Here is a 23,269-nt window from a genome sequence, read left to right on the forward strand (position 1 = left end):
CGTATAGAAGGGCTCTAATTCAATTTTCTCGACCTTTTTATAGAGAAAAAAATAAAGCAATCTGTTCTTAAGAAATAAAGAAACAGATTGCTTTATTTTATTTTTCTACGGAGATAAACGAGACACTTCGCATCCTTTTAGCTGTGATCCGCATCCTTTTAGTTGAGCTACGTTCGACAGGCTCTCGGAAAAAACAGAATCTCTACAAGGATGGAACATCCTCTACGAGATTCTTTATTTTTCTGTCAAGCCTTGACGTCGAACTTCGCATCCTTTTCTTTTTAATCTACTGATTTTAAGGCTTCGATCATGTCTACGTTTTTGAGTTTGAAATGCATAGCGATCATAACGATTCCTGAGAATACAAGAGTTATGATTGCTGAGTAAAGATAGCTCAATGGTTGAATAGTTGGGCTGAACATGAGGAGATCGATTTCGGCTGTATCTAATACGAAGCTGTGTAGCAAGACTCCTAATAGCGATCCAACAACGATTCCCATTAAAGTAAGAATAATATTTTCACGATAAATATACATGGTCACTTCTTTATCGAAAAAGCCTAATACTTTAATAGTAGACAATTCTCTTTCGCGTTCAGAAACATTGATATTGGTTAAGTTGTATAGCACCACAAAAGCTAATAATCCAGCTGAAACGATTAGTACTAATGTTACAATTCCTAAACTTCCCATCGTTTCTTCAAATGCTTTACTGACGTCACTACTAAAATTGACCAATAAGACACTTGGTTGTTCTGTCAATGTAGCTCCTAATGCTTCTTCATCTACTTTACCTTCACCATAGTTCAACAATTCAGTTGTGTATTCTGGTGATTTTCCAAACGTTGTTTCATAATAATCTTTGTTCATATATACATAATGGCCAGTATAATTTTCAACGATTTCTTTTATAACAACTTCAGCTTCTTTATTATCAGTATCAGTCAAAGTCAAAGTATCTCCTTTTTCCACGTCAATTAAATCGGCTAATTTCTCACTGATGATTACTCCTTCTTCAGGCAAAGAATACGTTTGACCAGAAGTGCGGTCGTTTAAGAGAACATAATCTTCAAAGTTTTCTGTTGTTGCAGGTGCAAACACAGTTACAGTTTGTGTGTTAACTCCTTCAACATCGACTGTATAACTCTCTTGACTAACTTTCAAAGATTCATCAATAACTGGTTGATTGGCTACTACCTCATCATAGTCTGCTTTTTCAGAATCACTTGCATCTGTATTTAGAGCAACGATGGCATCGTATTTCATGATTTTTCCATATTGCAAATCAGCCACATCTGAAATAGAATCTGATATACCGAATCCAGTTAAAATCAAAGCTGTACATCCTGCAACACCTAAAACAGTCATCAGCATACGTTGTTTGTAACGGAAAAGGTTCCGTGCAGTTACTTTTTGAATGAAGCCAAAATTATTCCAAATAAACGGAATACGTTCTAATAAAATGCGTTTCCCAATCTTGGGTGCTTTTAAACGCATCAACGTAGCTGGTGTACTTTGTAAAGCTACTCGTGTCGCAAGGTAAGCTGACATAACGGTACATAACAAAGCCACAATTAAAGAAATAACAGCGTAACTAAGGTAATACGTAACACGAACGGACGGTAAATTATACATTGACCCATACGCGTTAAAGATAACATTAGGGAACACTTGATACCCAACAACTAAACCAATAATGGTACCTAATAAACTGGCTACTGAAGCGTACACTAAGAATTTTTTAGAAATATCCCAATTAGAATACCCTAAAGCCTTTAATGTTCCAATTTGCAAGCGTTCTTCTTCTACCATGCGTGTCATAGTGGTCAAACAAACTAATGCAGCAATCAAGAAAAAGAATACGGGAAAGACTTGTGCAATTGCTGATATGCGGTCTGCATTATCGCTGAATTCGCTATAACCAGGATTCGTTGAACGATCTAGTACGTAATACTCAGGCAGTTCTAACGTTTCTAAGTCTTTTTTTGCTTTAGCAAGCTCAGTCTCACCATCTGCAATTTCTTTTTCAGCATCTGCTGATTTTGTTTCAAACTCGGCCAATGCTGTTTCATAATCAGCTTGTCCAGATGTTATTTTTTCAAGCGCAGCAGCTAGTTCAGCTTCGCCGTTTGCTTTTTCTTGATTTAATTGCTCTTGACCCTCAATTAATTGGGCTTCTCCATTAGCAAGCGTTGTTCTTGCCGCTTGGATATCCGCTAATCCTTGAGCCATTTTTGCTTCATTAGCTGTTAGTTCAGCATCTGCTGCAGCCATTTTCGCTCGTGTTTCTTCAAAATTAGCGGAAATTTCGTTTAGCGCTGCTGAAACCGTGCTGTTTGGAACAACTCCGGCAAAGTAACCCGTAAAGGCTTCTCCCAGTGATGAGTCAACAGCTGTAGCTGCTTGAGTGATGCTCGTTTGACTTTCAACGGGCACACTTTCAATCGGAACCGCTAAAATAGCTTTAGCATTTTCAACAAAAGATTCTCCATTAGCTAAAGATTGTTCTGCAGTTACTTTTTGTGCTTCAAAATTATTACGGGCATCAATAAGCTGCGTTTGAGCTACTTTTAAATCTGCTTCCTTTGCAGCTAATTCGACTTTTCCAGCTTCTAATTCTTGGCGTTTTTGATCGATTGTGGCTTGGGCGTTAGCTGTTTGCGTTTCTAAAGTCGCTTTGCCTTCAGCATAATCAGTACGTCCTTGATCCAATGTAGCTTTAGCATCGTCTAATTTTTTTTGTCCATCTGCTAATTGTTGCTTGGCATCATCGATTTCAGCTTGCCCGTCATCAATTTTCGCTTGCGCTTCTGAACGAATTTCGGCTAAGCGTTCTTCTGGTCTTTGTTCAACTACTTTTTCGATTTGTTCCATCTGATTTTCAACATTGTCCTCATACTCTGGCGAATAAGAAACAAGTGAATCATTCTGTTTAAAAGACAGATACGCTTCTGTATAGAACTCTAACGTAAAATCTTCTTTGGGGATAACCGCAAATCCATCAACGGTTCCTTTTCCCACTGTACTGGTTCCTCTTGCAGAATTTTCAATATACTGCGGACTGTTCACAAAACCAACCACTTTAAAAGTTGTTGTAGCAAACGAATCTTCTAAATTGGTTTCTTCTTCTTCTGAAGAAAGCGTGACTGTATCACCAATTTTGTAAGCACTAGTCATACTGCTCTTATTATCTAAAGCAATTTCACCAGTTTTTTCTGGCAAACGTCCCGATTTCACAACGTAATCATTTTGTGTGGTTTCTTCAGTCAAAGAGTAGCTTACTAATTTGGCAACCAAACTGCTATTTCCTAAAATAACATCTTGACTGTAACTCATGGTTACATCTGCGCCTTCGATGCTTTCTAAGGCTTTTTTATCATCGTCATTTAGTCCGTATGTAGACACCACTTTTGTATCCATCAGGTTCGTTTTGTTATAATACTGATTTGCGGTATCAATCATATCAGGACCAGTCGCTTTAATTCCAGCGAAAAAGGCAACTCCTAATGTGATGATGATAAAAATAGATAGAAATCGTGTTTTTGATTTCCCCATCTCTTTAAAGATGTCTTTCCATAGTGCTTTCTTTTTCACTTTTATTCCCCCTCTACCATTCGATATCTTCTACGGACATAGGGTGGTCATTCAGTGTCACATTACGTACTTTTGCATTGTTTATTTCAATCATGCGATCTGCCATTGGAGCGATTGCTTTATTATGTGTGATAACGATAACGGTCGTACCCGTATTTTTACAAGTATCCTGCAATAGTTTTAAAACTTGTTTTCCAGTTTCATAATCTAAAGCACCGGTTGGCTCATCACATAAAAGAAGTTTCGGCTGTTTAGCTAAAGCTCTTGCAATGGCTACCCGCTGTTGTTCCCCACCAGATAACTGTGCTGGGAAATTGTCTAAGCGTTTGCCTAAGCCGACATCTTCAAGAACCTTTTGAGCATCTAACGCTTTGCTAGAAATTTCCGAAGCCAATTCGACATTTTCAATAGCTGTTAAATTAGGGACTAAATTATAAAATTGAAAAACAAATCCAACATCATCACGACGGTATTGAGTGAGTTGTTTTGTATTAAATTGGGCAATATCTGTTCCATCAACGAGTATCTGTCCTTCATCTGCCGTATCCATTCCACCTAGGATATTTAGAACGGTTGATTTCCCCGCACCACTTGGTCCGACAATTACTGCAAATTCACCTTTTTCAATTTCAAATGAAATACCATCATTTGCGGCAATGACTGTTTCACCCATTTTGTATCGTTTAAATTCATTTTTTATCTCTACAAAAGACATTTTTGCACCTTCATTTCTTAAAATAATTCTAAGTAAGTGTACCATAAAGTAAGTTAAATAAAACCTTTAGTCCACACTCAATTCATAAGATTTTACACTAATAAAAACTAAATTGCGAGAAAAAAGCCGAGGAAAACACTCCCCGACTTTTTTTCTTACGTTGTTTTACAACTATTATAACTGTCACAAAAAGACTTCCTATTTATTCAATTCACTATGGTTATACCCATACGTAAGATAGAAAATCACACCTAAAATTAACCAGATAACGAATGAAATCCAAACCGATAACGACAGTTGGATCATCAAGTAAATGCACACGACAATGGAAACGATTGGGAAAATAGGAACAAACGGAACTTTAAATTCTCCATCTTTTGGTTCGCCGAAGTCTTTGCGTAGTTTAATAATTCCTATAGCTAAAATCACAAATATCATTAATGTCACAATATTCGTTAACTCTGCTAATTTGCCAAGTGGCACTATTCCAGCCAGTACAGCTGAGACTGTGCCAGCTATTTGTGTTGCAAATTTAGGACCTTTTGTTTTAGTATCTACTTTACTCAATTTCTTTGGAAGTAGTCCATCTCTTCCAATGGCATAAATCAAACGCCCTAATCCATAAGTCATTGAGATGAGAACAGTTAAAAGCGTTACTATTGCTCCTACAGAAATAATACCGGCAATAAAATCTTGCCCAATAAAACGTATTGCAAAAGCAACAGGATCTTTAACATCTAATTGTGCATAAGGAACAATTCCCGTTAACACTAACGTCACTGCGATGTACAAAACAGTAGCAACTCCAAGTGAACCGATGATTCCTCTTGGGATATCTCTACGTGGATTCTTGGTTTCTTCTGCTGCCGTACTGACAGCGTCAAATCCTAGGAAAGCAAAGAAAACGACTGCCGCTCCTGATGCGATTCCTTTTACGCCAAAAGGAGCAAAAGGTGTCCAGTTTTCTGGTTTAACATAAAATACGCCTACGACAATAAATAACGCAATCAAACCAAATTTTATAAACACCATAATATTATTTAAACGCAACGCTTTTTTAGCCCCTTGGACCACAATGTACGTAACGACAAATGTAATCAGTACAGCAATCACGTCAATATAAGATCCAGTTTCAGCATTATAAGAAGAACGCAATGCAATGGGCAATCCAAGGCCAATTCCATCTAGAAAACCATTCATGTAACCTGACCAGCCTGATGCTACTGAAGCATTTGCTAGTAAATACTCACATATCATTAACCAACCGACTAGCCAACCAATGATTTCACCAAAAACTGTGTAGCCATAAGAATATGCTCCACCTGCCACTGGAATTCGAGAAGCGAATTCCGCGTAACATAAGGCCGATAATACACACGAAAAAGCTGCGATAATAAACGAAATAATCAAAGCCGGTCCAGCTGTCAATGCAGCAGCTGTTCCTGTGATTACAAAAATTCCTGTTCCAACAATTGCGCCTAAACCTAGTAAAATGAGATCCATCGTTTTTAACTCTCTTTTTAAATTAGTTGGCTTTTCAATTGTCTCCAATGGTTTCTTTCTAAAATAATTCATCTGCTAACATTCCCATCCGCTCATAAAATTTATCTATGATTTAACATAACCTAATAAAACGCCACCGACAATGACTAAAATACAACCCCATAAAATATAACGGAATTCTCGTTTGGTTTTCGTTTCTCCTAAGAACCAAATGCTACCTAATGTAGAAATAATGATACCGGTTTGTGATAGAGAGAAGCTGATGGCTAATCCTACTTTTTCCATTGAAATCAACATAAAGATATTCCCAGTTGCCCAGACTAGTCCGGTCACCAAATTACGTAGCGTATAGTGGCTCTTGATGTCTTGCTTAACTGAAAAGAGCAACGACCCAATTAGCATTCCTACAGCTTGAGGTAAAATAACAGCCATTGCATCTACTCCAGCTGCATTTATGGTGATTGTATACAATCCGTATCCAATGGTAGATAAAATCAGTGCTTTAGCTCCTGATTTCTTTTGTCCGTTAGAATTGTCAGTCACTTCTTTATTATCCGTTACCGTTGTGAAAGTTACACCAAAAATTAAAATGATAATAGCAATAATCCCTAGAATAATATCTCTTGTACTTGTCCATTCTCTAAACAAAAGTACGCCTGCAAGTGTGTTAACGATTAATTGTAATCCTGTTGAGATTGGCAAAGTGTTTGACACTCCGATAAATTTCATACTTTGGAACTGTTGCATTTGACCTATTGACCACAATGCTCCTGATAATAAACCAACTAATACAATTTTCATATCGATTATTGGTTGATAAACAAAATATGCCCCTATTGCAAAAAGAACTGCTCCAGCTGACATTCCTACCGTTTGTTGGTACGAATTTCCGCCTAATTTATTACTCACTAATCCAATACTGCCCCATGCTATAGCAGGAATCAGTGCGATTAAAATTTCCATTTTTTCCATCTTCCTCTTCAATTTATTTCATCACTTTGTACATCATAACAGTTCAAGTGCATTCTTAACAAGAAAAGTTCTTGAATCTGCAAAACAGTTTACAGGTTTATGGAAGAAACTGCTAGAATATGATAAAGTAAGAGAAGAAAATTTGAATGTACGCGATTAGTAGAAATGAGGTCAATGAAAGAAATGACAAAGTATGATGTATTAGTAGTTGGCGGAGGAACTAGCGGTATGATGGCTGCTATCTCTGCAGCAGAACATGGTGCAAAAGTAGCCGTAATTGAAAAAAACACAACACTTGGTCGTAAATTACTCGTAACTGGCGGCGGTAGATGTAATGTCACCAACAACCGTGATAAAGAAGAAATTATCGCACACATTCCTGGAAACGGTCGTTTTTTATATAGTGCTTTTCATCAATATGATAACTACGATATTATGGACTTCTTTAGATCGAATGGTGTGGTACTGAAAGAAGAAGATCATGGCAGAATGTTTCCAATAACAGATAAGTCTAGAACGATTTTAGAAGCATTGATTGGGATTATGGATCGTTTAAAAATTGCTATTTATACAGATGCTCCGGTTGATACTTTATTATTTAATGAAGGAAAAGCAACTGGAGTACTGCTAGAAGATGGACGAAGCATCCACGCAAGTTGTGTGATTGTTTCAACAGGTGGCCGTGCTATGCCTAGAACGGGTTCAACAGGTGATGGCTACAAATGGGCTAAAAAAGCTGGACATACGATTAACCCTCTCTATCCAACAGAAGCACCTATTCTATCTGATGAAGGTTTTATCCAAGATAAAACCTTACAAGGACTTTCTTTAAGGGACATCGCTTTAAGTGTTTTAAATAAAAAAGGTAAACAAGTCATCACTCATCAAATGGATATGATTTTCACTCACTTTGGTATTTCTGGTCCAGCAGTGCTGCGTTGTTCTATGTTTGTTCACCAGACTATGAAACGGGATAAATCAGAAGAAGTTGTGATGAGTTTAGATGCTCTCCCAAATGTATCCAAAGGTGAGTTGACTCAACAGTTGCAACAATTGATTAAAAACGATGGAGATAAAAGCACTAAAAATGCTTTGAAAGGCCTTGTTCCTGAACGCTATTTGCTATTTGCACTGGTTAGAGCAGGTTTAGATGAAAATGCTCCATTAAAACAAGTCCCTCCAGAAAAAATCACTCAATTTATTGAATTTATTAAAGATTTTCGTTTTACAGCTAATGGTACTTTGCCAATTGAAAAAGCTTTTGTTACAGGTGGAGGCATCAATACCAAGGAAGTTAATCCGAAAACTATGGAAAGTAAGTTCACTAACGGTCTTTTCTTTACTGGTGAAATTTTAGATTACAATGGCTACACAGGTGGCTACAATATCACGGGTGCTTTTATTACTGGTCGCATTGCCGGTATGCATGCAGCTGAAGTAGCTTTAGCAAATTAGTTCATTTTGAAATGCGAAAGGATGGTTGCAGTGAAAAAGAAAATTGCGATTGATATGGATCAAGTAATTGCAGATATGGAAATTAGTTTTGTTGAATTATTCAAAAAGGAGTACAATCTGTCTTTTGAAACGATTGAAGATTACCTAGCTGAGAATCCAAATTTCGATTTAGTAACGACCATAAAAGAGCTCTATCCTTTGATTAATAATTATACTTTTTTCAGAAATATCCCAGTCATGAAAGACAGCCAGTCTGTCTTACGTGAGCTAGCAGAAAAATATGATTTATACATCGCCACAGCGGCTATGGATGTGCCTAAGACTTTTACTGCTAAATATGAGTGGTTACAAGAACATTTTGATTTTATTGATCCTCAGCATTATATTTTTTGTGGGGATAAAAGCATCGTTCACACAGATTATTTGATTGATGATTCTATTCGTCAATTAGACCGTTTTTCTGGAACTGGGATTCTTTTTGTTAATTCATTAAATGATACTGAAGAACGCTATATTCGTGCGAATAACTGGAAAGACATCCGTGATTATTTTTTGTCGATTAAAGATTAATAGTAATTTATTTGCTAGTTTTTCTTAAAATAAGTTGATCAATACCTATTGCGAATGCTTCAAAAATGTAAAAAAAAAAAAAGCGTTAAACCATTTTAAAAAATGGTTTAACGCTTTTTTTCTACTTTTAATTTGCTTCAATAGCAACAAATTCAGCTTTGATCAGCTTTTGTAAATCAATTGGATTTACTTCGATTTGCATGCCTCTTTTTCCTGCTGAAACAATCATTTTATCCATTTTCTCAGCTTTGATCGAAATGAAAGTTGGAAAAACTTTTTTCATTCCGATTGGAGAGCAACCACCTCGAATGTAACCTGTCGTTTTTTCTAAGTCTGTCAAAGGCAGCAATTCAACTTTTTTATTTCCGCTCGCTTTAGCTAACGATTTCAAATCAAGTTCGCTGGTCCCCGGAATGCACGCTACTATCACACCTGTCTTGTCGCCAGTGATTACCAGTGTTTTGTAAATCCAATCTTTGGGTACTGTTAAGTGGTCAAAGACTGCTTCAGCACCTAAATGATCTTCACTCCAAGGGAATTCATACGTTTGATAAGAAATATTATTGCTTTCCAATAATCTAATAGCATTGGTCTTTTGTAGTTTATTTTTTTTCATTTGTATCCTACTTTCTTTTCAAAGTAGTTTAATTCAGCTTGTTCACCTATTTTTTTTGTCAAATAGTATGGCTAATTCAAAAAATTTCTTGCGGAATAGCTGAATTTCCTTGTGAAAGCCCTAGTATCGTCTTAAGCAATTAATTAGATACATCTATCTAAACTAAAAGTATAAAACTACTAACCTTTACGAATTACATAGACTTTTAGATAGTCACTTTGTGGATAATGAGGATTAATTTTAAAATCTTCAGAAAGGGTATGTTTTTCTAAAATTTGATAAGACATACCTTTATTGTCGAATGCGTTTTCGATGAATTGCTCGAATCTTTCAGTTGAAATATTTGCAGCATTAGTTGAAGCAATGATTACGCCATCTTCATTTGTAATGTCGATGATGTCTTCTAAAAGTGCTGTATAATCTTTAGCCACGCTGAATGTTCTTTTTTTCGAACGAGCAAAACTTGGTGGATCAACAATAACTGTATCAAATGATAATTGTTTGCGAATCGCATATCTAAAGTAATCGAAGACATCCATCACACGTATTGTTTGCAATTCAGGATCTAAATTGTTCACTTCAAATTGTTCTTTTGTTTTTTCTAGACTGCGATTAGCTAAGTCTACACTCGTTGTATGGCTCGCTCCACCTATTGCTGCAGCAACTGAAAAAGCTCCAGTATAGCTAAACGTATTTAATACAGTTTTATCCATTGAATAATTTTCAAGAATACTATTGCGAACATTGCGTTGATCTAAGAAAATCCCAGTCATTAATCCATCATTTAAATAAGTAGCATAAGTTATCCCATTTTCTTTAATTAATAACGGTTCTGGTGCTTCTTCGCCATAGATGTGATCTGTTTCTGGTTTCGTTTTGCTTTGATATCTAATTTTTTCATAAACACCTTTAACATTTGGAACAGCTGATAAAAAAGCTTTTAAAATCGTTTGTTGGTGTTTGTAGATTCCTATACTGTACCATGAGAAGACATAATAGTCCGCATACATATCAATAGTCAATCCGCCTAGTCCATCACCTTCACCATTGAAGAAACGATAAGCAGTTGTTTGTTCATTTTCTTTTAAACTAACTCGTTCTGCGGCAGCTTGTTTAAATAAGTGCTCAAAGAAACTTTGATCGATTTTTTCGTTTTCATTTAACGTTAAAATCCACCCGTCACCTTTGTTTTGTTTAGCCAGATAAGCTCGTGCAACAAATTTTTTATTATCATCTAAAAGTTCAACTACTGTTCCTTCAGATTCAATCGGTTCTTTAACAAAATCTTCTTTTAAGAGTACCGGATATCCATCTCGAACCATTTGTGTTGCTCGTCTTTTTAATTTATATTTTTCCACTAGTATATATACCCCTTTTTTTGCATTATTTTATTTATTATACCATAAGTACGAGTTAAATAAGCTGTGAGAGAAATAAGAAAAACACAGCTTTGGATAAATAATGATGGATTCTTCACTAACTGCTTTTGTACCATACAGAACTATTTCATATAAAATAGATTTATTACATATCTATTTAAACTTAAGAGCAATGGATACACTACAAAATATGGATTATTCTAACACATAAAAAGGATTGCTTCTAGTCTTTGTCATTCTTTTTTCTTTTTTTGAAATTTAGCCAAGAAGAAATGAATAACAGAATTCCTGTCAACATATTTAAGTTAAAAATACTATTCTTTGATAAAATGAAAGACAAGATATTCAAAACTATAATGATAATACTGCATACAAAAGTAATTCCATATAAAAGAGCAGTTATCTCCCATTCTTTTCCGAATATTTTTACCATTTCACTTCTCCAATTTGTGCAAACTATATTTATCAAACTAACGGAATGATCTTGATAAGACCCTTCTATTCAAAACTATGCTAATGACATTCAAACTAATCGTTACAAAAACATGGATTGCTGCGACCCATTTTAAAGTGCTTACCGTATCCAAAAGAGCTGAATAATCATTAATTTCAATTAAATAGATGTTATAGGATAATTGAAACCACAAAGCAACTGCACAAGAACTCATACTTAACAATGTCGGGATTGAATGATTATTCCCTCTTTTATTGCGCCGCATAATATTAACAGTAGGAATAATCCAGGCAATTAATCCAAGAATTAAACTACCCACATTAAGCCAACCGTAATCGAATAAATTAAACATATTAAACTCCTTTCAAACCTTTTCATTTTGTAATTATTTATAAAAATATTTAAATCCGCATATTAGGTTCTTGATTCGTAGGCAAGGAACTTTACTTAAAAATGGGAAAAACAAAGAAGTAAATACTTGTTTTACAAGAACCACCTTCAATATAATTCAATGCGTAAAAATAATAGTTATCCTCTTCTTTTTTAGCTGTTTGGTTCCATCCAATTGATAGCAAAGTAGATAAGGCTAGGGCTAGTACAATATTTTTTTGAAATTAATCATTTATATTCTCCTAAGACAATCATTTTATAATATCGAATTGCTAGATACTTATAAATGACACGGGAAGATCACCGAAATCACTAATTTGTAACAGTCTATTTTGGGTTAGCTCTTAATAGAGGACTTTATAAAAATAGTAGATTAGTTCATAATAAATAAAAAATTATTTGTTTTGGTTTGTTTTTTATTACACTCATTAATTGAGTATGTATTGAAAAACGTTCTTCTCTCTTAATCTTGATCATATTTCCAATTATATAAATCCCTATTTCTGATAAGACAAATAAAAAGCTTGAAGAAATAAAAATAACGGTTACACGTTTTAACATGAGTTATCTATCCTTATTATTGAAATCATAAAAAAATCCATTACTACATAATCATTTCATTACTAGTGTAATTTCCAACTATAATTCATGAAATAAATTTCAAAAGATAAAAGCTTTTCACTAATATACTAAAGATGTTTGAAAAGTTACAAATAGAAGAAATAAAAAGACTGCTATATTAATCCAGCCACTTAATTGGTTGTTTTTTTGAAATGATTCTATTCCTCTAACTAATGACAATAAACTTAAAAAGAATAACATAATGGAGAGTGATCCAGAGCTAGTACCTGTAGTGAGTCCATATAATGCACTGATAATAACAAATGCTGATAAAACATATGTAATTTTTTTTAACAGAACAAAACCTTCTTTCTTATTTTATAGTCTGATTTCACAATAACCTAACAAATAGATCTGTATAAGAGAATTCTACCATTCAATAAATAAGTAAGACAGTTCTCATTTCACTCAACGCCTAAATCCCCCTGAAATCATTACTTAATGATGGTATTAAATTTCATTTTCATCTGATAAATATCTGCTTTTAACTGTTTAATGTTTGAAGTAGGGTTTTATGGAAAATAATACTAATTAGTATTGCAATAGTAGAGCTAATAGTCATACCAAAGAAATTAAACTATCTAATAAACTTTGAGCTTTTTTTAATTTTTTCTTATCTAAAGTGGCTCTTTTTATTGATCAAATTATACATTAATAAGTACAAGGGCTACTACAGTTAAAATAATTGCTATCTGATTTTTTTTAGTGATATTTTCTTTAAAGATAAAAAATCCAGCTATGTTAATTAATACGATACTTCCGGCACTATAAATTGGAAATACTACAGAAGTTTTCAAAGTAGTTAATGAAAGGATTAAAAAATAAGAAGAAAATAAGTTGGGTATCCCTACTGCAAAACCAGTTAGGATATCCTTTTTCGTTATTGCTCCTTTTTTTCTAACCGTATAGAAAATACTTAATAAGAGCGCCACGAAGAATAATGCAAAAAGAAAGACATCTTTATAATCATTTAAGGCATACTTTTGATAGATTTTACTTGAAAACTCCGCCATACCCCCAAAGAAAAATAAACATATAATGGTAGGTTTAATATCAAATTTTTCAAGAGACTTTTGTGATAGATTAACAATTAATATAGAAACTAAAGACAGTGCAATTCCCACCCATTGAGTGGTAGAAGGAAATTCTTTCCATATAACGATTGAAAAAATCATTGGAATCAATATCCCGAGTTTAGCAAACGTACCTGAAATTCCTACACCATTTTCCTTTATACTTTTTTGATAGTATACAAATGAAAGAAAAAAGAAGCACCCGAATATTCCTCCAACCATTAATCCCCATAAAATACTGGAATAAGGAGTTAAAATATAGTCATTATTACTGGATAGAAGTGAAATATCTTTTGCAAAAGGTATTTCACGAGTCATACCAGTAAATAGCTTGTTAGAAAAAATCATAACTAAACTAATAACAACCGCGATAAAGTAGTTGGCACTTGTTATTACATATCTATTTGCATTTGAATTTTCTGTATATTTAAACATAAGAGCAATAGACGCACTACATATAATAGCTAACATTAAATAAAACATACTTACTCCTCTTTGAATTTTGGCGTATTTTAATACATGAGATTAGATAGAATCATATATTAAGAATTTTGAATGTACGCGTTTCTTTTTATTTTCCTGATTATTTTTAATGGAAAAAGAAAGCATTTTTCCTCTCTCTTTCTTATTAAGATATATGATAAAAACAGTTCCTTCTACTTTTTGACTATTTCATTATTGATAAATAGATTGTCAATCGTTGTTCCTAATACTGAGGCTATATTAAAGGCTAATTGTAAAGTTGGATCATACTTATCATTCTCAATAGCGTTAATGGTTTGTCTAGATACTTTGCAAATTTTAGCTAGTTCTTCTTGGGATAATTGTGCTATTTTTCTTAATTCTTTTATATGATTTTCCATTTAAGCACCATACTTCTTCTTGAAAAACAATAATGAAATTAAATAAATAATAGAGATAGTAGTAAGCTGGGACAATGGATTGATTCCTTCAAAAACTCCATTTCTCCAAATGATTTGGTAAGTATTTTTTATAATTTGAATGAGTATTATACCGATTACGACTGTGAATGTATACGACTGTGCTTTCATTTTTATAAAGTTTTTTCTTTCATCACCTAGTTTTGGTAAAGATATAAGGGTAAGAATGATAAGAATTGCATTAATAAGTAAAAAGATTAAAAATGATAGAAAAATAAGTGTGTTCAATTAAATTCCTCCTAAATAATAATGTCAAATCTGTTTGACATTATTATTTTAGCATACAACAAAAGAATGTCCAAAGTTTTTTACATATTCAGGAAATTAATTATATTTTAACCAACAAATAAAATTACTTAAAATAATGTGTAAAAATTTAATTATATTAGAAAATTTTCTACTATTAGTCTATCTAATGCACTTCATTTTGTTTAAACTAGTATAAAGGACGTGGGTTCTTAAATTTTTAATAACTACAGAAAATAAAAATACGAAACAAACACTATATCAGCTATTCTAAAAGTACATGACTACTCCGAAATTTGTTATTAACAAGGTAAATGTAAAAATTTAAAAAGAATCTGATTAATTAAATAGTGGAACTATTTTTTAACTGAATATGTAGTCTTAGCTAAACAAAAATTAAAGGAAGAGAAAGGAGAAAATTAAGATGTTATCATTTTATGATGGTTTTTTTCTGAATTTATGTGTGTTGATTACTGCACTGTTTTTGTATAAAGAACTCGCTAAAAGAAAATCTTTCGAAATGAAAACTGTAAGTACCTCTATTGTAATTGGTGTATTAAGCGGACTTCTAGCTGCTATTTTAATGCACTTTAGTATTAAAGCTAGCACAAATTCTATGATTGATCTTCGGATTGTTCCATTCATGTTAGTTATTCTTTATGGAAATTGGTTATCTGTCCTTAGTTCAGCTGTTCTAATTATTTTTGCAAGATTTATGATAGGTATAAACGCATATTCAGTTAGTAATATTATTTTCATTCTTGCATCATGGATGATTTTTTATTATTGTTTTAAAAAAATTAAAAATCGTTGGGTTTCCATTACAGTTATGCTCATTTTGAGCAATACTGTTTATACAGTATTGACTGTTATTCTTATAGACCTCAAAGAACTTAATTTACTTTTAATATCAACCTACTGGATTAGCTGTATTTTAGGGGGACTCATCTCTGTTTATATGATGGATTACTTGACTGAAACTGAGATTATATTCAAAGAAAATAGATATCATTCTCGTACGGATCCATTGACTGGTCTAAATAATGTTCGTAGTTTTGAATTTGAGTTTAATAAAGCAAAAAATAAATTAGAAAAATCGAATGAAAATTTTTCGATTATGATTTTGGATATTGATCATTTTAAACAAGTAAATGATCAGTATGGTCACTTAGAGGGCGACTTAGTTTTGAAAAAATTAGCAGAAATTTTAAAAATGAGTCAAAATTCTAATGATATTATTTCTAGAAATGGTGGAGAAGAGTTCTCCGTTTTACTCAATGACTGTAACCATAAAGAAGCATATGAAAAAGCAAATGCATTAAGAAAAATAGTAGAGAACTCTTTTTTTATCCTACAGAACGGATTCAAATCTATTCATATTACCATTTCTATTGGTATTACAACCTACAATGATACGACAATAAAATTCGACAACATTTATGACCATGCGGATCAAGCTCTTTACTTAGCGAAAAATAGTGGCCGAAATAATGTTTGTTCTTACTCTCAAGTTATTGATTCTGTTTTTAATTAACGATGTTAAACTTTTTACTATTATTTACATATAAACGTTGTCTTATGTAAATAATAGTAAAAGAAAGAATACATAAAATAAAAAAATAACCTTATTAAATTAAGGTTATTTTTTTATTTTGATCTGCAATACACAACTTCACTTCAAATATACTTGTAATCGGCTATTCATTTTTTAATAGACGACTAAAGAACTTTTTTTACTTGTGACTGTTCTATTCTGATTTTCTCTTCAGTTGCAGCTTTAGGAACATCTTGATCTGTTTGTCTGGAATCATTTGCAATCCATCTGATATGAGTCTATAGCATGTGCCTTTCAAATAGAGTGCAAATACGATTATTTGAAAAAATTCAAATAACTTCACTTTTTTAAAGTGTTTTTCTTATTTGCCATTTTTTGTATACCCATTGACTGATTTCAAATAAACCAATCCCGATTATCGTTCCAAGTGTATTAAAAATCAAGTCATCAATATCTGAAATACCTGTGTAGAAAAGAAATTGCATGGCTTCAATTGAAAATGAAACGGCGATTCCAATAAATAATGCGCGTAAAAAAGAGTGTTTTTTCTTCATTAAATAAGCTGCCCCAAATCCCATTGGAACAAACCACAGAATATTACCATATAGATTATAATAATAATCAAACAACGAGGTTCCTTGAGTCAATTTAGCGGTCTCTACGAATGGGATCCAATTAATTTCACTTAAAGGACGTAAAACGATTGATACGTTATCAATCGAATTCTCCTCACGAAAGACTGTTAAATGAATCAAGAGAAGGACATAGAAAATAAAAACATTAAAAATTATTTCTCTTCGCCATTTTATTGGTTTGTTTTTCCTTTTTTTTACATAAAGGATGATACTACGCCCTATGAACCAAAAGATAAAATAGAAAAGTGTTTGGTCAATACTGTAAAAAATTAATTCTATTAAAGGGAAATGATTGATTGTTTCACCAAACATTGATTCAATCCATTCAAAGAGGGGTTGCAAAAATACCATTAAATAATCCTCCTCATTTATCACTGCATTTTATTATACCCCATTCTTAAAAAATTGTTTGTGCGAAGTATCTAAATTTTACTTAAAATTTACTTTTTCCTCAACTATCCTTGGTATACATAGATATTAGACTGAAAATCATCCCCCCGAATTAAGTGAGCAAAATTGACTATGTTGTAAATTAATTGTAAAATATAGAATGATGTAGAATTAAGGTAGACTTTCAACTTACTTGAAATCTCTCCAATTAAACTATACAAACTGTGGTCATTATTTAAGGAGGATTTAACAGTGAATAACATAAAAAAACTATTACAAACTAGGCTAGGATTTTTCTCTCTAGCTGTAATCATTTTTTGGATTAAAACATATATAGGGTATCAAGCAGAGTTCTCTCTTGGTGTAGAAGGAATCATGCAGCAATTTATTTTATTGATTAATCCAATTGCTACAACTATCCTATTATTTTCAATCGCTCTTTACTTCAAGAGCTCAAAAAAAGCATATATTGCTTTGATAGTTGTCTACACTTTAATGTCGATTTTGTTCTTTTCGAATGTTCTCTATTATAGAGAGTTTTCAGATTTCCTATCAGTCAGTACTATCTTAGGAGCTGGCAATGTTTCAGGTGGATTAGGTGCAAGTACGTTTGCATTATTACATGCAACTGATTTTCTTTTTCTGATCGATATTCTACTCTTGATTGTTTTACTAGCTACTAAGAAAATAACATTGGATACACGTCCTTTCAAAAAGCGTTATGCTTTTGCAGCTACGATTGTCGGTTTCACACTTCTTGCTGGTAACCTGGCGTTAGCTGAAAGTGACCGTCCTCAATTACTAGCACGTACTTTTGACCGTAATTATATTGTTAAATATCTTGGTTTAAACTTTTTTACCGCTTATGATGGTTACCAAACCGCTCAAGCGAATCAAGTTAAAGCTAATGCAGATGAGTCTGATATTGAAGGCGTCTTAACTTATGTTAATGACCATTTTGCTGAAGCTGATGCTGAAATGTTTGGCATCGCCGAAGATCGTAATGTTATTTTTTTACATTTAGAAAGTTTCCAACAATTTTTAATTGATTATAAACTAGAAACTGAAACTGGTGAATCTCTTGAAGTTACACCATTTATTAATAGTATTTACCACAATAACGATACCCAAAGTTTTAGTAACTTCTTCCACCAAGTGGGACAAGGAAAAACTTCAGATTCAGAAATGCTACTTGAAAATTCACTATTTGGTTTACCACAAGGTGGAGCCTTTACACAAGTTGGAGAAAGCAATACTTTCCAATCTGCTTCACAAATTTTAGGTGCTGAAAAAGGTTATACGAGTGCCATGTTTCATGGCAATGTTGGTTCTTTCTGGAATAGAGATAACACATATAAGTCAATGGGCATTGATTATTTCTTCGATGATGAATCCTATTCTTTCACTGATGAAAACACCTTAGAATATGGAATGAAAGACAAAATATTCTTTAAAGAATCTGTCCAATATTTAGAACAATTGCCACAACCGTTTTATTCTAAATTTATTACTGTATCAAATCATTTCCCTTATCCATTAGATGAAGCAAATGTAGAATTTCCTGCTGCAACAACTGGAGATAATACTATTGATAACTACTTTGTAACTGCTCATTACTTGGATCAAGCAATCGAAGAATTCTTTACTTATTTAAAAGAATCTGGATTGTATGATAATTCAGTCATTGTTCTTTACGGTGACCACTACGGTATCTCTAATTCAAGAAACGAAACACTTGCTCCGTTATTAGGTAAAGACCCTGAAACTTGGTCAAGTTATGATAATGCGATGCTCCAAAGAGTTCCTTATATGATTCATATCCCTGGATCAGGTAACGGAAAAATCAATACACAATATGGTGGTCAAGTAGACAGCCTTCCTACTCTATTACACTTATTAGGTGTTGAGACAAAAGATAATATTCTACTTGGAACCGACTTATTGTCTCCAAACCATGATCAGACCGTTGCTTTCCGTGATGGGAATTTTGTTAGTCCTAAATATACTGTCGATGGTTCAAGTATTTATGACACCGAGACAGGTGTTCTAATTGAAGATCCTTCTGAAGAGGTACTTGCAGAAGTTGAACAACTAAGAGAAGATGTGACTACACAATTAAGTTTATCTGACAGTATTTTAACAAGTGATTTATTGCGTTTTTATACTCCAGAAGGTCTTGTTACTACAGATCCTGCTGATTATGATTACCGTAATCAATTACAGCGTATGAAAGCTATCAATGAAAGCTTAGGAACTAAAGCTACAAGCATCTACAGTCAAAACGGTAACAAATCAACTATTGATTTATATAAAACAGATGCTCCAGAGTTAACGGATAAGCCTAGAACAGTCGATGAATCCCTACCCGCTGAAACAGAAACACCAGATGTTGAAGTCACAGAATAAAGAACACCAACTAAACAAATTTATATAGAGAAAACCGAAAAGGTTGAGACGCACTTGTCTCAACCTTTTTTTATTGATTCGTTAAACTAACATATCCTCTTATCAATTGCTTCACAGTTTTTTCATATTTAATCATTACAATAAAGAAATAATCAACTACCATGTTGAAAGGAGAGTTCTTAGTGCCAATTGCTAAACGTGCTTACCGTCACTTGCAGAGTCATCCTTATTTTTCAATTCTTATGATTGGCTTTTACCTAGTTTATTTTATCTTTGCCTTTATCTTTGCTTTATTGATAAAGCAATTTTCTGATTCTTATGTCCAGTTAACTAAAATTATAGCCTCTTTAGACTCACAACAGGTCTCATTCAACAGTCGACAATTTAAAATCTTAGAATCGATTACAACTCATTATATCGTGAACTACAGATACATTTTTTTTTCAATCATTCTTGTAGGTACTCTTATCGTACTAATGATTCAGTTATGGTTGAGTCAAGCTAGAAAAAAGGAATACCAATCCTATCTTTTGTTGGGAGAACGCGTTTATAAATTAACGGCTCAGCTAATAATGGAACAATTACTTTTGATAAATTGTGTTTTATTGCTTATTTTTGCCTGTTATAGTTTGTTTAAAATCCCTATAATGAATCAGATTACACAAATTGAAGCTACTTCTTTACAATCAAAATTAGAAGATTATTCCTCGATCCAATCTTCTCAAGAAGGAACCATTTCATCGGATTTTGAAAGCAAAAATTTTACACGCTTCAATGTTAATCCATTTTTAAAAGGCGAATTTATAAACAACAAATTTTCGCAAACTAATACACTAATTGGCTGTTTAATCCTAATCATGCTTAACTTATATAGTGCCATGATCATCGGAATTCCAAATTATATTGTTTTATCACTAAGAAAAAGTAAACTTTCTTAATCTATCTGTCATTACTAAGGAGGATACATGATGTTTAACAATTTTTATAAAAAAAACAACAATAATGACTTTTTTTTGATTAAACCTAAAACAATCTATACTTTTTTAGCTAATCCATTTGAACAGCTTTCATTAATAAGTCGTCTAAATGGGCAATTAGGTTATTTTCCACACTTGCTTGCTGAAGACACTACTTTTATTGACTATCTGTCGATTAGAGAGAATATGCTAGTTATTTTATCTTTAGCACCTAATCAAACCAAAAGAAAACTTAATTTAGTCGTAAGTGAAGTTTTAGAGGAACTGAAAATACCTGATTATTTGGCCAACCAACCTTTTAGCGCATTGCCAGTGACACTTTCAATTCAATTGCAATTAAAGTTAACTGTATTGTGCAATCGGAAAGTTATTTTAGTAGACCATTGGCTCAGCCATGAATCAGCTTCTAATAAGCAAGATTGGCTGTTTTTATTCCGTGAATTTGCAAGAACAACTAGTTGTTCTTTTATCATTCTTACTTCTGATGTAAGACTCTTGCCTATTGAAAACTTGCTTAGAATGGATTCTGTAGCTTACTCCACAAAAAAAATTAGTTAATCAACTTAAATCAACTAATTATACCAGAAATTAGAAACTCAAAAAAGTATCAGAATGCCTCTTCAGCATTCTGATACTTTTTATTTATTCAAATGGGAAAGATAAAGTAAACGTCGTCCCTTCTCCTGGTAAGCTTTCAACTGTAACGCTTGCGCCGTGTAGTGTTACCAATTGTTGAACGATTGCTAAACCTAAACCCGATTCTCCATATTTGGTGTTTTTTCTTGAAACGTCCGCTTTATAATAACGTTCCCATATACTTTCTACTTCTTCAGCGGACATGCCAATCCCAGAATCTTTGATTTTTATGATGCTTTCATTTTCATCAGAATATCCTGTAATACTAATTTTACCATTATCGGTGAATTGAATCGCATTTTGGATAATGTTGACAATTATTTGAGAAAAGCGATCATAATCGGCAAACACTAATAAGTCTGTTGGGCAATCTAATATCAATTCATTACCTGACTCATTTGCTTTTACTTCTAATTGTTCTACAATCATTTCCAACACTTCATAGGCATTGAAAGTTTGCTTTTGTAAAATAATTTGATTGGAACGAATTTTTTCATAATCTAAATTCTCGTTTACTAATCGAATCAAGCGACGTGTTTCATTTTGCATCAATTGAATGCTCCGTTGTTTTTGATTTTCTGGAATCATATCGTGTTCGATACCTTCTAATAATCCGTTGATTGTTGTTAAAGGTGTGCGCATTTCATGAGCAGCATCAGCCATAAACTGTCTCCGACGATTCTCTTGACGTTCAATCTCTTCTTGCGATTTTTTCAAAGAATCGACCATACTATTAAAATCAGCCGCTAGATCATCAAATTCGTCCATTTCCCTGTTTTCTAATTGGACATTAAAATCTCCTTTTGCGACTTTGTGCGTGGCGCTCCTAATACGATTGATTCGGCTTACTTGAAATTTAGCAAAAAGATAACTCGCAATTGTTGCTCCAATAAGTGAAAAAACAAATGCACTAAATAAATTGTTTCGGATATCCTTTAAACTAGCTTCAATTGTACTAATTGGTGCACTTACAGCAATAAACCCCGAGAACTCACCGGTACTTTGTGTAAAAAAAGGTTGATAGACTATGGCAGTATCAACTTGATTACCAAAAAAGTCCGTACTTCTTTGTGATAACGTAAGAGGTTCGCCATTTTTCAGTTTGTTCAGATCACCATCCGAAATTCCGCTTACGTATTTCTTAGTTGTACTAGGATAAATCATATCATCCTTATAATCAAATACAAAAATCGATACGCCTTGGTTTTTCAAAATAATTTGTCCATTTTCTATCTTCTCGGTTTGTAGATCCACATCGATTAAGGATTCAGCATAGCCAAATAATTGTTTTTCTGTACTTTGATAGGCCGTATTACGGGCAAATTGCAAAAAAGAGAATCCTAATATGATTAAGACTGTCATAACGACTGCAAAAAAAGCCAGCATTTGCTGATAAAAATAGTTCATTCTCATGAAGAAATTCCGGAATCATCGTACTTGTATCCCACTCCCCAAACTGTTTGAACGACTTGTGGCCCAGTTTTGTCTATTTTTTGACGTAGTTTTTTGATATGTGCATCAACTGTTCGTTCATCTCCAAAATATTCATAATCCCAAACAATTGTTAATAATTGTTCTCTAGAAAAAACTTGTCTTGGACTTTTGGCTAACGTGTAGAGCAATTCAAATTCTTTAGGTGTTAAGCTTTCTATTGGTTTATCATATAGAATCGCTTGACGTGTTCTCTTATCCATTTTAAGGTATTTCGTTTCGATTTCATATGCTTCACCTTCTAATTTATCAGCTTCATCATGAATCAGATCTGCGCGGCGATATAAAGCTTTTATACGCGCAATTAAAGTTAAAGGACTAAACGGTTTCGTCACGTAATCATCTGCTCCTATTTCTAACCCAATAACCTGATCACTTTCAGAATCCTTAGCTGTCAGCATAATGATTGGAATTATTTTTGAAACCTTACGCATTTCGCGACAAATTTGCATACCATCCAAACTTGGTAAATTTAAATCTAAAATAACTAAATCCCATTTGCCAGAATCATTTAGAAACGCATCTAACCCTTCTTTGCCATCTTGAATAAAAGTTGCTTTCCATTCTTCTTTCATGAAAAACATCTCCATCATTTCACACACAGATTGATTGTCTTCAATCATTAATATATTCATGGAATGCCTTCTTTCT

General features: G+C 33.1%; 20 protein-coding genes. 6 read left to right on the forward strand and 14 right to left on the reverse strand.

Annotation, left to right across the window (positions count from 1 at the left end):
* Positions 1-281: 281 nt before the first annotated feature.
* The 4 genes from BP18_RS02100 to BP18_RS02115 form a co-directional block, all read right to left on the reverse strand.
* A complete protein-coding gene (locus BP18_RS02100; protein ID WP_035050200.1) occupies positions 282-3,593 on the reverse strand; it encodes an ABC transporter permease in 3,312 nt (1,103 codons plus the stop codon).
* Between the two features lie 13 nt (positions 3,594-3,606).
* The gene (locus BP18_RS02105; protein WP_007720644.1) at positions 3,607-4,308 is read right to left on the reverse strand and encodes an ABC transporter ATP-binding protein; all 702 of its coding nucleotides are present in this window, start codon (positions 4,306-4,308) and stop codon (positions 3,607-3,609) included.
* 198 nt (positions 4,309-4,506) lie between these two features.
* The gene (locus BP18_RS02110; protein WP_007720645.1) at positions 4,507-5,883 is read right to left on the reverse strand and encodes an amino acid permease; all 1,377 of its coding nucleotides are present in this window, start codon (positions 5,881-5,883) and stop codon (positions 4,507-4,509) included.
* A gap of 33 nt (positions 5,884-5,916) precedes the next feature.
* Positions 5,917-6,774, reverse strand: coding sequence for a GRP family sugar transporter (locus BP18_RS02115; protein WP_007720646.1), 858 nt, complete (start codon positions 6,772-6,774; stop codon positions 5,917-5,919).
* Between the two features lie 192 nt (positions 6,775-6,966).
* Here BP18_RS02115 and BP18_RS02120 point away from each other — a divergent pair, with 192 nt between their 5' ends.
* Both BP18_RS02120 and BP18_RS02125 read left to right on the forward strand, forming a co-directional pair.
* Complete coding sequence (locus tag BP18_RS02120) at positions 6,967-8,238, forward strand: BaiN/RdsA family NAD(P)/FAD-dependent oxidoreductase (protein WP_029276746.1); 1,272 nt, start codon at positions 6,967-6,969, stop codon at positions 8,236-8,238.
* Positions 8,239-8,259: 21 nt separating this feature from the next.
* The gene (locus tag BP18_RS02125; RefSeq protein WP_007720648.1) at positions 8,260-8,808 is read left to right on the forward strand and encodes a 5' nucleotidase, NT5C type; all 549 of its coding nucleotides are present in this window, start codon (positions 8,260-8,262) and stop codon (positions 8,806-8,808) included.
* A 127-nt stretch (positions 8,809-8,935) separates the two neighbouring features.
* On the opposite strand, the gene ybaK is transcribed toward BP18_RS02125, so the two are convergent.
* The 7 genes from ybaK to BP18_RS02165 form a co-directional block, all read right to left on the reverse strand.
* On the reverse strand, positions 8,936-9,424 hold the full coding sequence (ybaK, locus tag BP18_RS02130; protein WP_007720649.1) for a Cys-tRNA(Pro) deacylase: 489 nt from the start codon (positions 9,422-9,424) through the stop codon (positions 8,936-8,938).
* Positions 9,425-9,603: 179 nt separating this feature from the next.
* Complete coding sequence (locus BP18_RS02135; RefSeq protein ID WP_007720651.1) at positions 9,604-10,782, reverse strand: class I SAM-dependent rRNA methyltransferase; 1,179 nt, start codon at positions 10,780-10,782, stop codon at positions 9,604-9,606.
* Positions 10,783-11,273: 491 nt separating this feature from the next.
* Positions 11,274-11,609: a hypothetical protein gene (locus BP18_RS02145; RefSeq protein WP_007720655.1), complete on the reverse strand. Its 336-nt coding sequence runs from the start codon at positions 11,607-11,609 to the stop codon at positions 11,274-11,276.
* Between the two features lie 719 nt (positions 11,610-12,328).
* On the reverse strand, positions 12,329-12,469 hold the full coding sequence (locus BP18_RS13000) for a DUF3953 domain-containing protein (RefSeq protein ID WP_081835490.1): 141 nt from the start codon (positions 12,467-12,469) through the stop codon (positions 12,329-12,331).
* Positions 12,470-12,912: 443 nt separating this feature from the next.
* Positions 12,913-13,824 carry an EamA family transporter gene (locus BP18_RS02155; RefSeq protein ID WP_007720659.1) on the reverse strand — a complete coding sequence of 304 codons (912 nt, stop codon included), beginning with the start codon at positions 13,822-13,824 and terminating at the stop codon, positions 12,913-12,915.
* A 173-nt stretch (positions 13,825-13,997) separates the two neighbouring features.
* Positions 13,998-14,204, reverse strand: a complete 207-nt coding sequence (locus tag BP18_RS02160) for a helix-turn-helix transcriptional regulator (RefSeq protein ID WP_007720661.1) — start codon at positions 14,202-14,204, stop codon at positions 13,998-14,000.
* Positions 14,205-14,510 carry a hypothetical protein gene (locus BP18_RS02165; protein WP_007720662.1) on the reverse strand — a complete coding sequence of 102 codons (306 nt, stop codon included), beginning with the start codon at positions 14,508-14,510 and terminating at the stop codon, positions 14,205-14,207.
* Between the two features lie 442 nt (positions 14,511-14,952).
* On the opposite strand from BP18_RS02165, the gene BP18_RS02170 reads away from it, so the two are divergent.
* A complete protein-coding gene (locus BP18_RS02170; protein ID WP_035050203.1) occupies positions 14,953-16,062 on the forward strand; it encodes a diguanylate cyclase in 1,110 nt (369 codons plus the stop codon).
* A gap of 368 nt (positions 16,063-16,430) precedes the next feature.
* Here BP18_RS02170 and BP18_RS02175 read toward each other — a convergent pair whose 3' ends face one another.
* The gene (locus BP18_RS02175; protein ID WP_007720666.1) at positions 16,431-17,069 is read right to left on the reverse strand and encodes a VanZ family protein; all 639 of its coding nucleotides are present in this window, start codon (positions 17,067-17,069) and stop codon (positions 16,431-16,433) included.
* A 291-nt stretch (positions 17,070-17,360) separates the two neighbouring features.
* Here BP18_RS02175 and BP18_RS02180 point away from each other — a divergent pair, with 291 nt between their 5' ends.
* From BP18_RS02180 to BP18_RS02190, 3 genes are all read left to right on the forward strand, one after another.
* Positions 17,361-19,514, forward strand: a complete 2,154-nt coding sequence (locus tag BP18_RS02180; protein ID WP_007720668.1) for an LTA synthase family protein — start codon at positions 17,361-17,363, stop codon at positions 19,512-19,514.
* A gap of 182 nt (positions 19,515-19,696) precedes the next feature.
* Entirely contained in the window at positions 19,697-20,452 is a 756-nt protein-coding gene (locus tag BP18_RS02185) for a hypothetical protein (protein WP_007720669.1), read from the forward strand.
* Between the two features lie 30 nt (positions 20,453-20,482).
* Entirely contained in the window at positions 20,483-21,049 is a 567-nt protein-coding gene (locus tag BP18_RS02190; RefSeq protein ID WP_007720671.1) for a hypothetical protein, read from the forward strand.
* Between the two features lie 84 nt (positions 21,050-21,133).
* On the opposite strand, the gene BP18_RS02195 is transcribed toward BP18_RS02190, so the two are convergent.
* Both BP18_RS02195 and BP18_RS02200 read right to left on the reverse strand, forming a co-directional pair.
* Positions 21,134-22,540, reverse strand: coding sequence for an ATP-binding protein (locus BP18_RS02195; RefSeq protein WP_407390754.1), 1,407 nt, complete (start codon positions 22,538-22,540; stop codon positions 21,134-21,136).
* Complete coding sequence (locus tag BP18_RS02200; protein ID WP_029278441.1) at positions 22,537-23,253, reverse strand: response regulator transcription factor; 717 nt, start codon at positions 23,251-23,253, stop codon at positions 22,537-22,539. The genes BP18_RS02195 and BP18_RS02200 overlap by 4 nt, the downstream gene beginning before the upstream one ends.
* Between the last annotated feature and the right edge of the window lie 16 nt (positions 23,254-23,269).

It is taken from the genome of Carnobacterium jeotgali MS3 (assembly GCF_000745125.1).
GTDB lineage: Bacteria > Bacillota > Bacilli > Lactobacillales > Carnobacteriaceae > Carnobacterium_B > Carnobacterium_B jeotgali.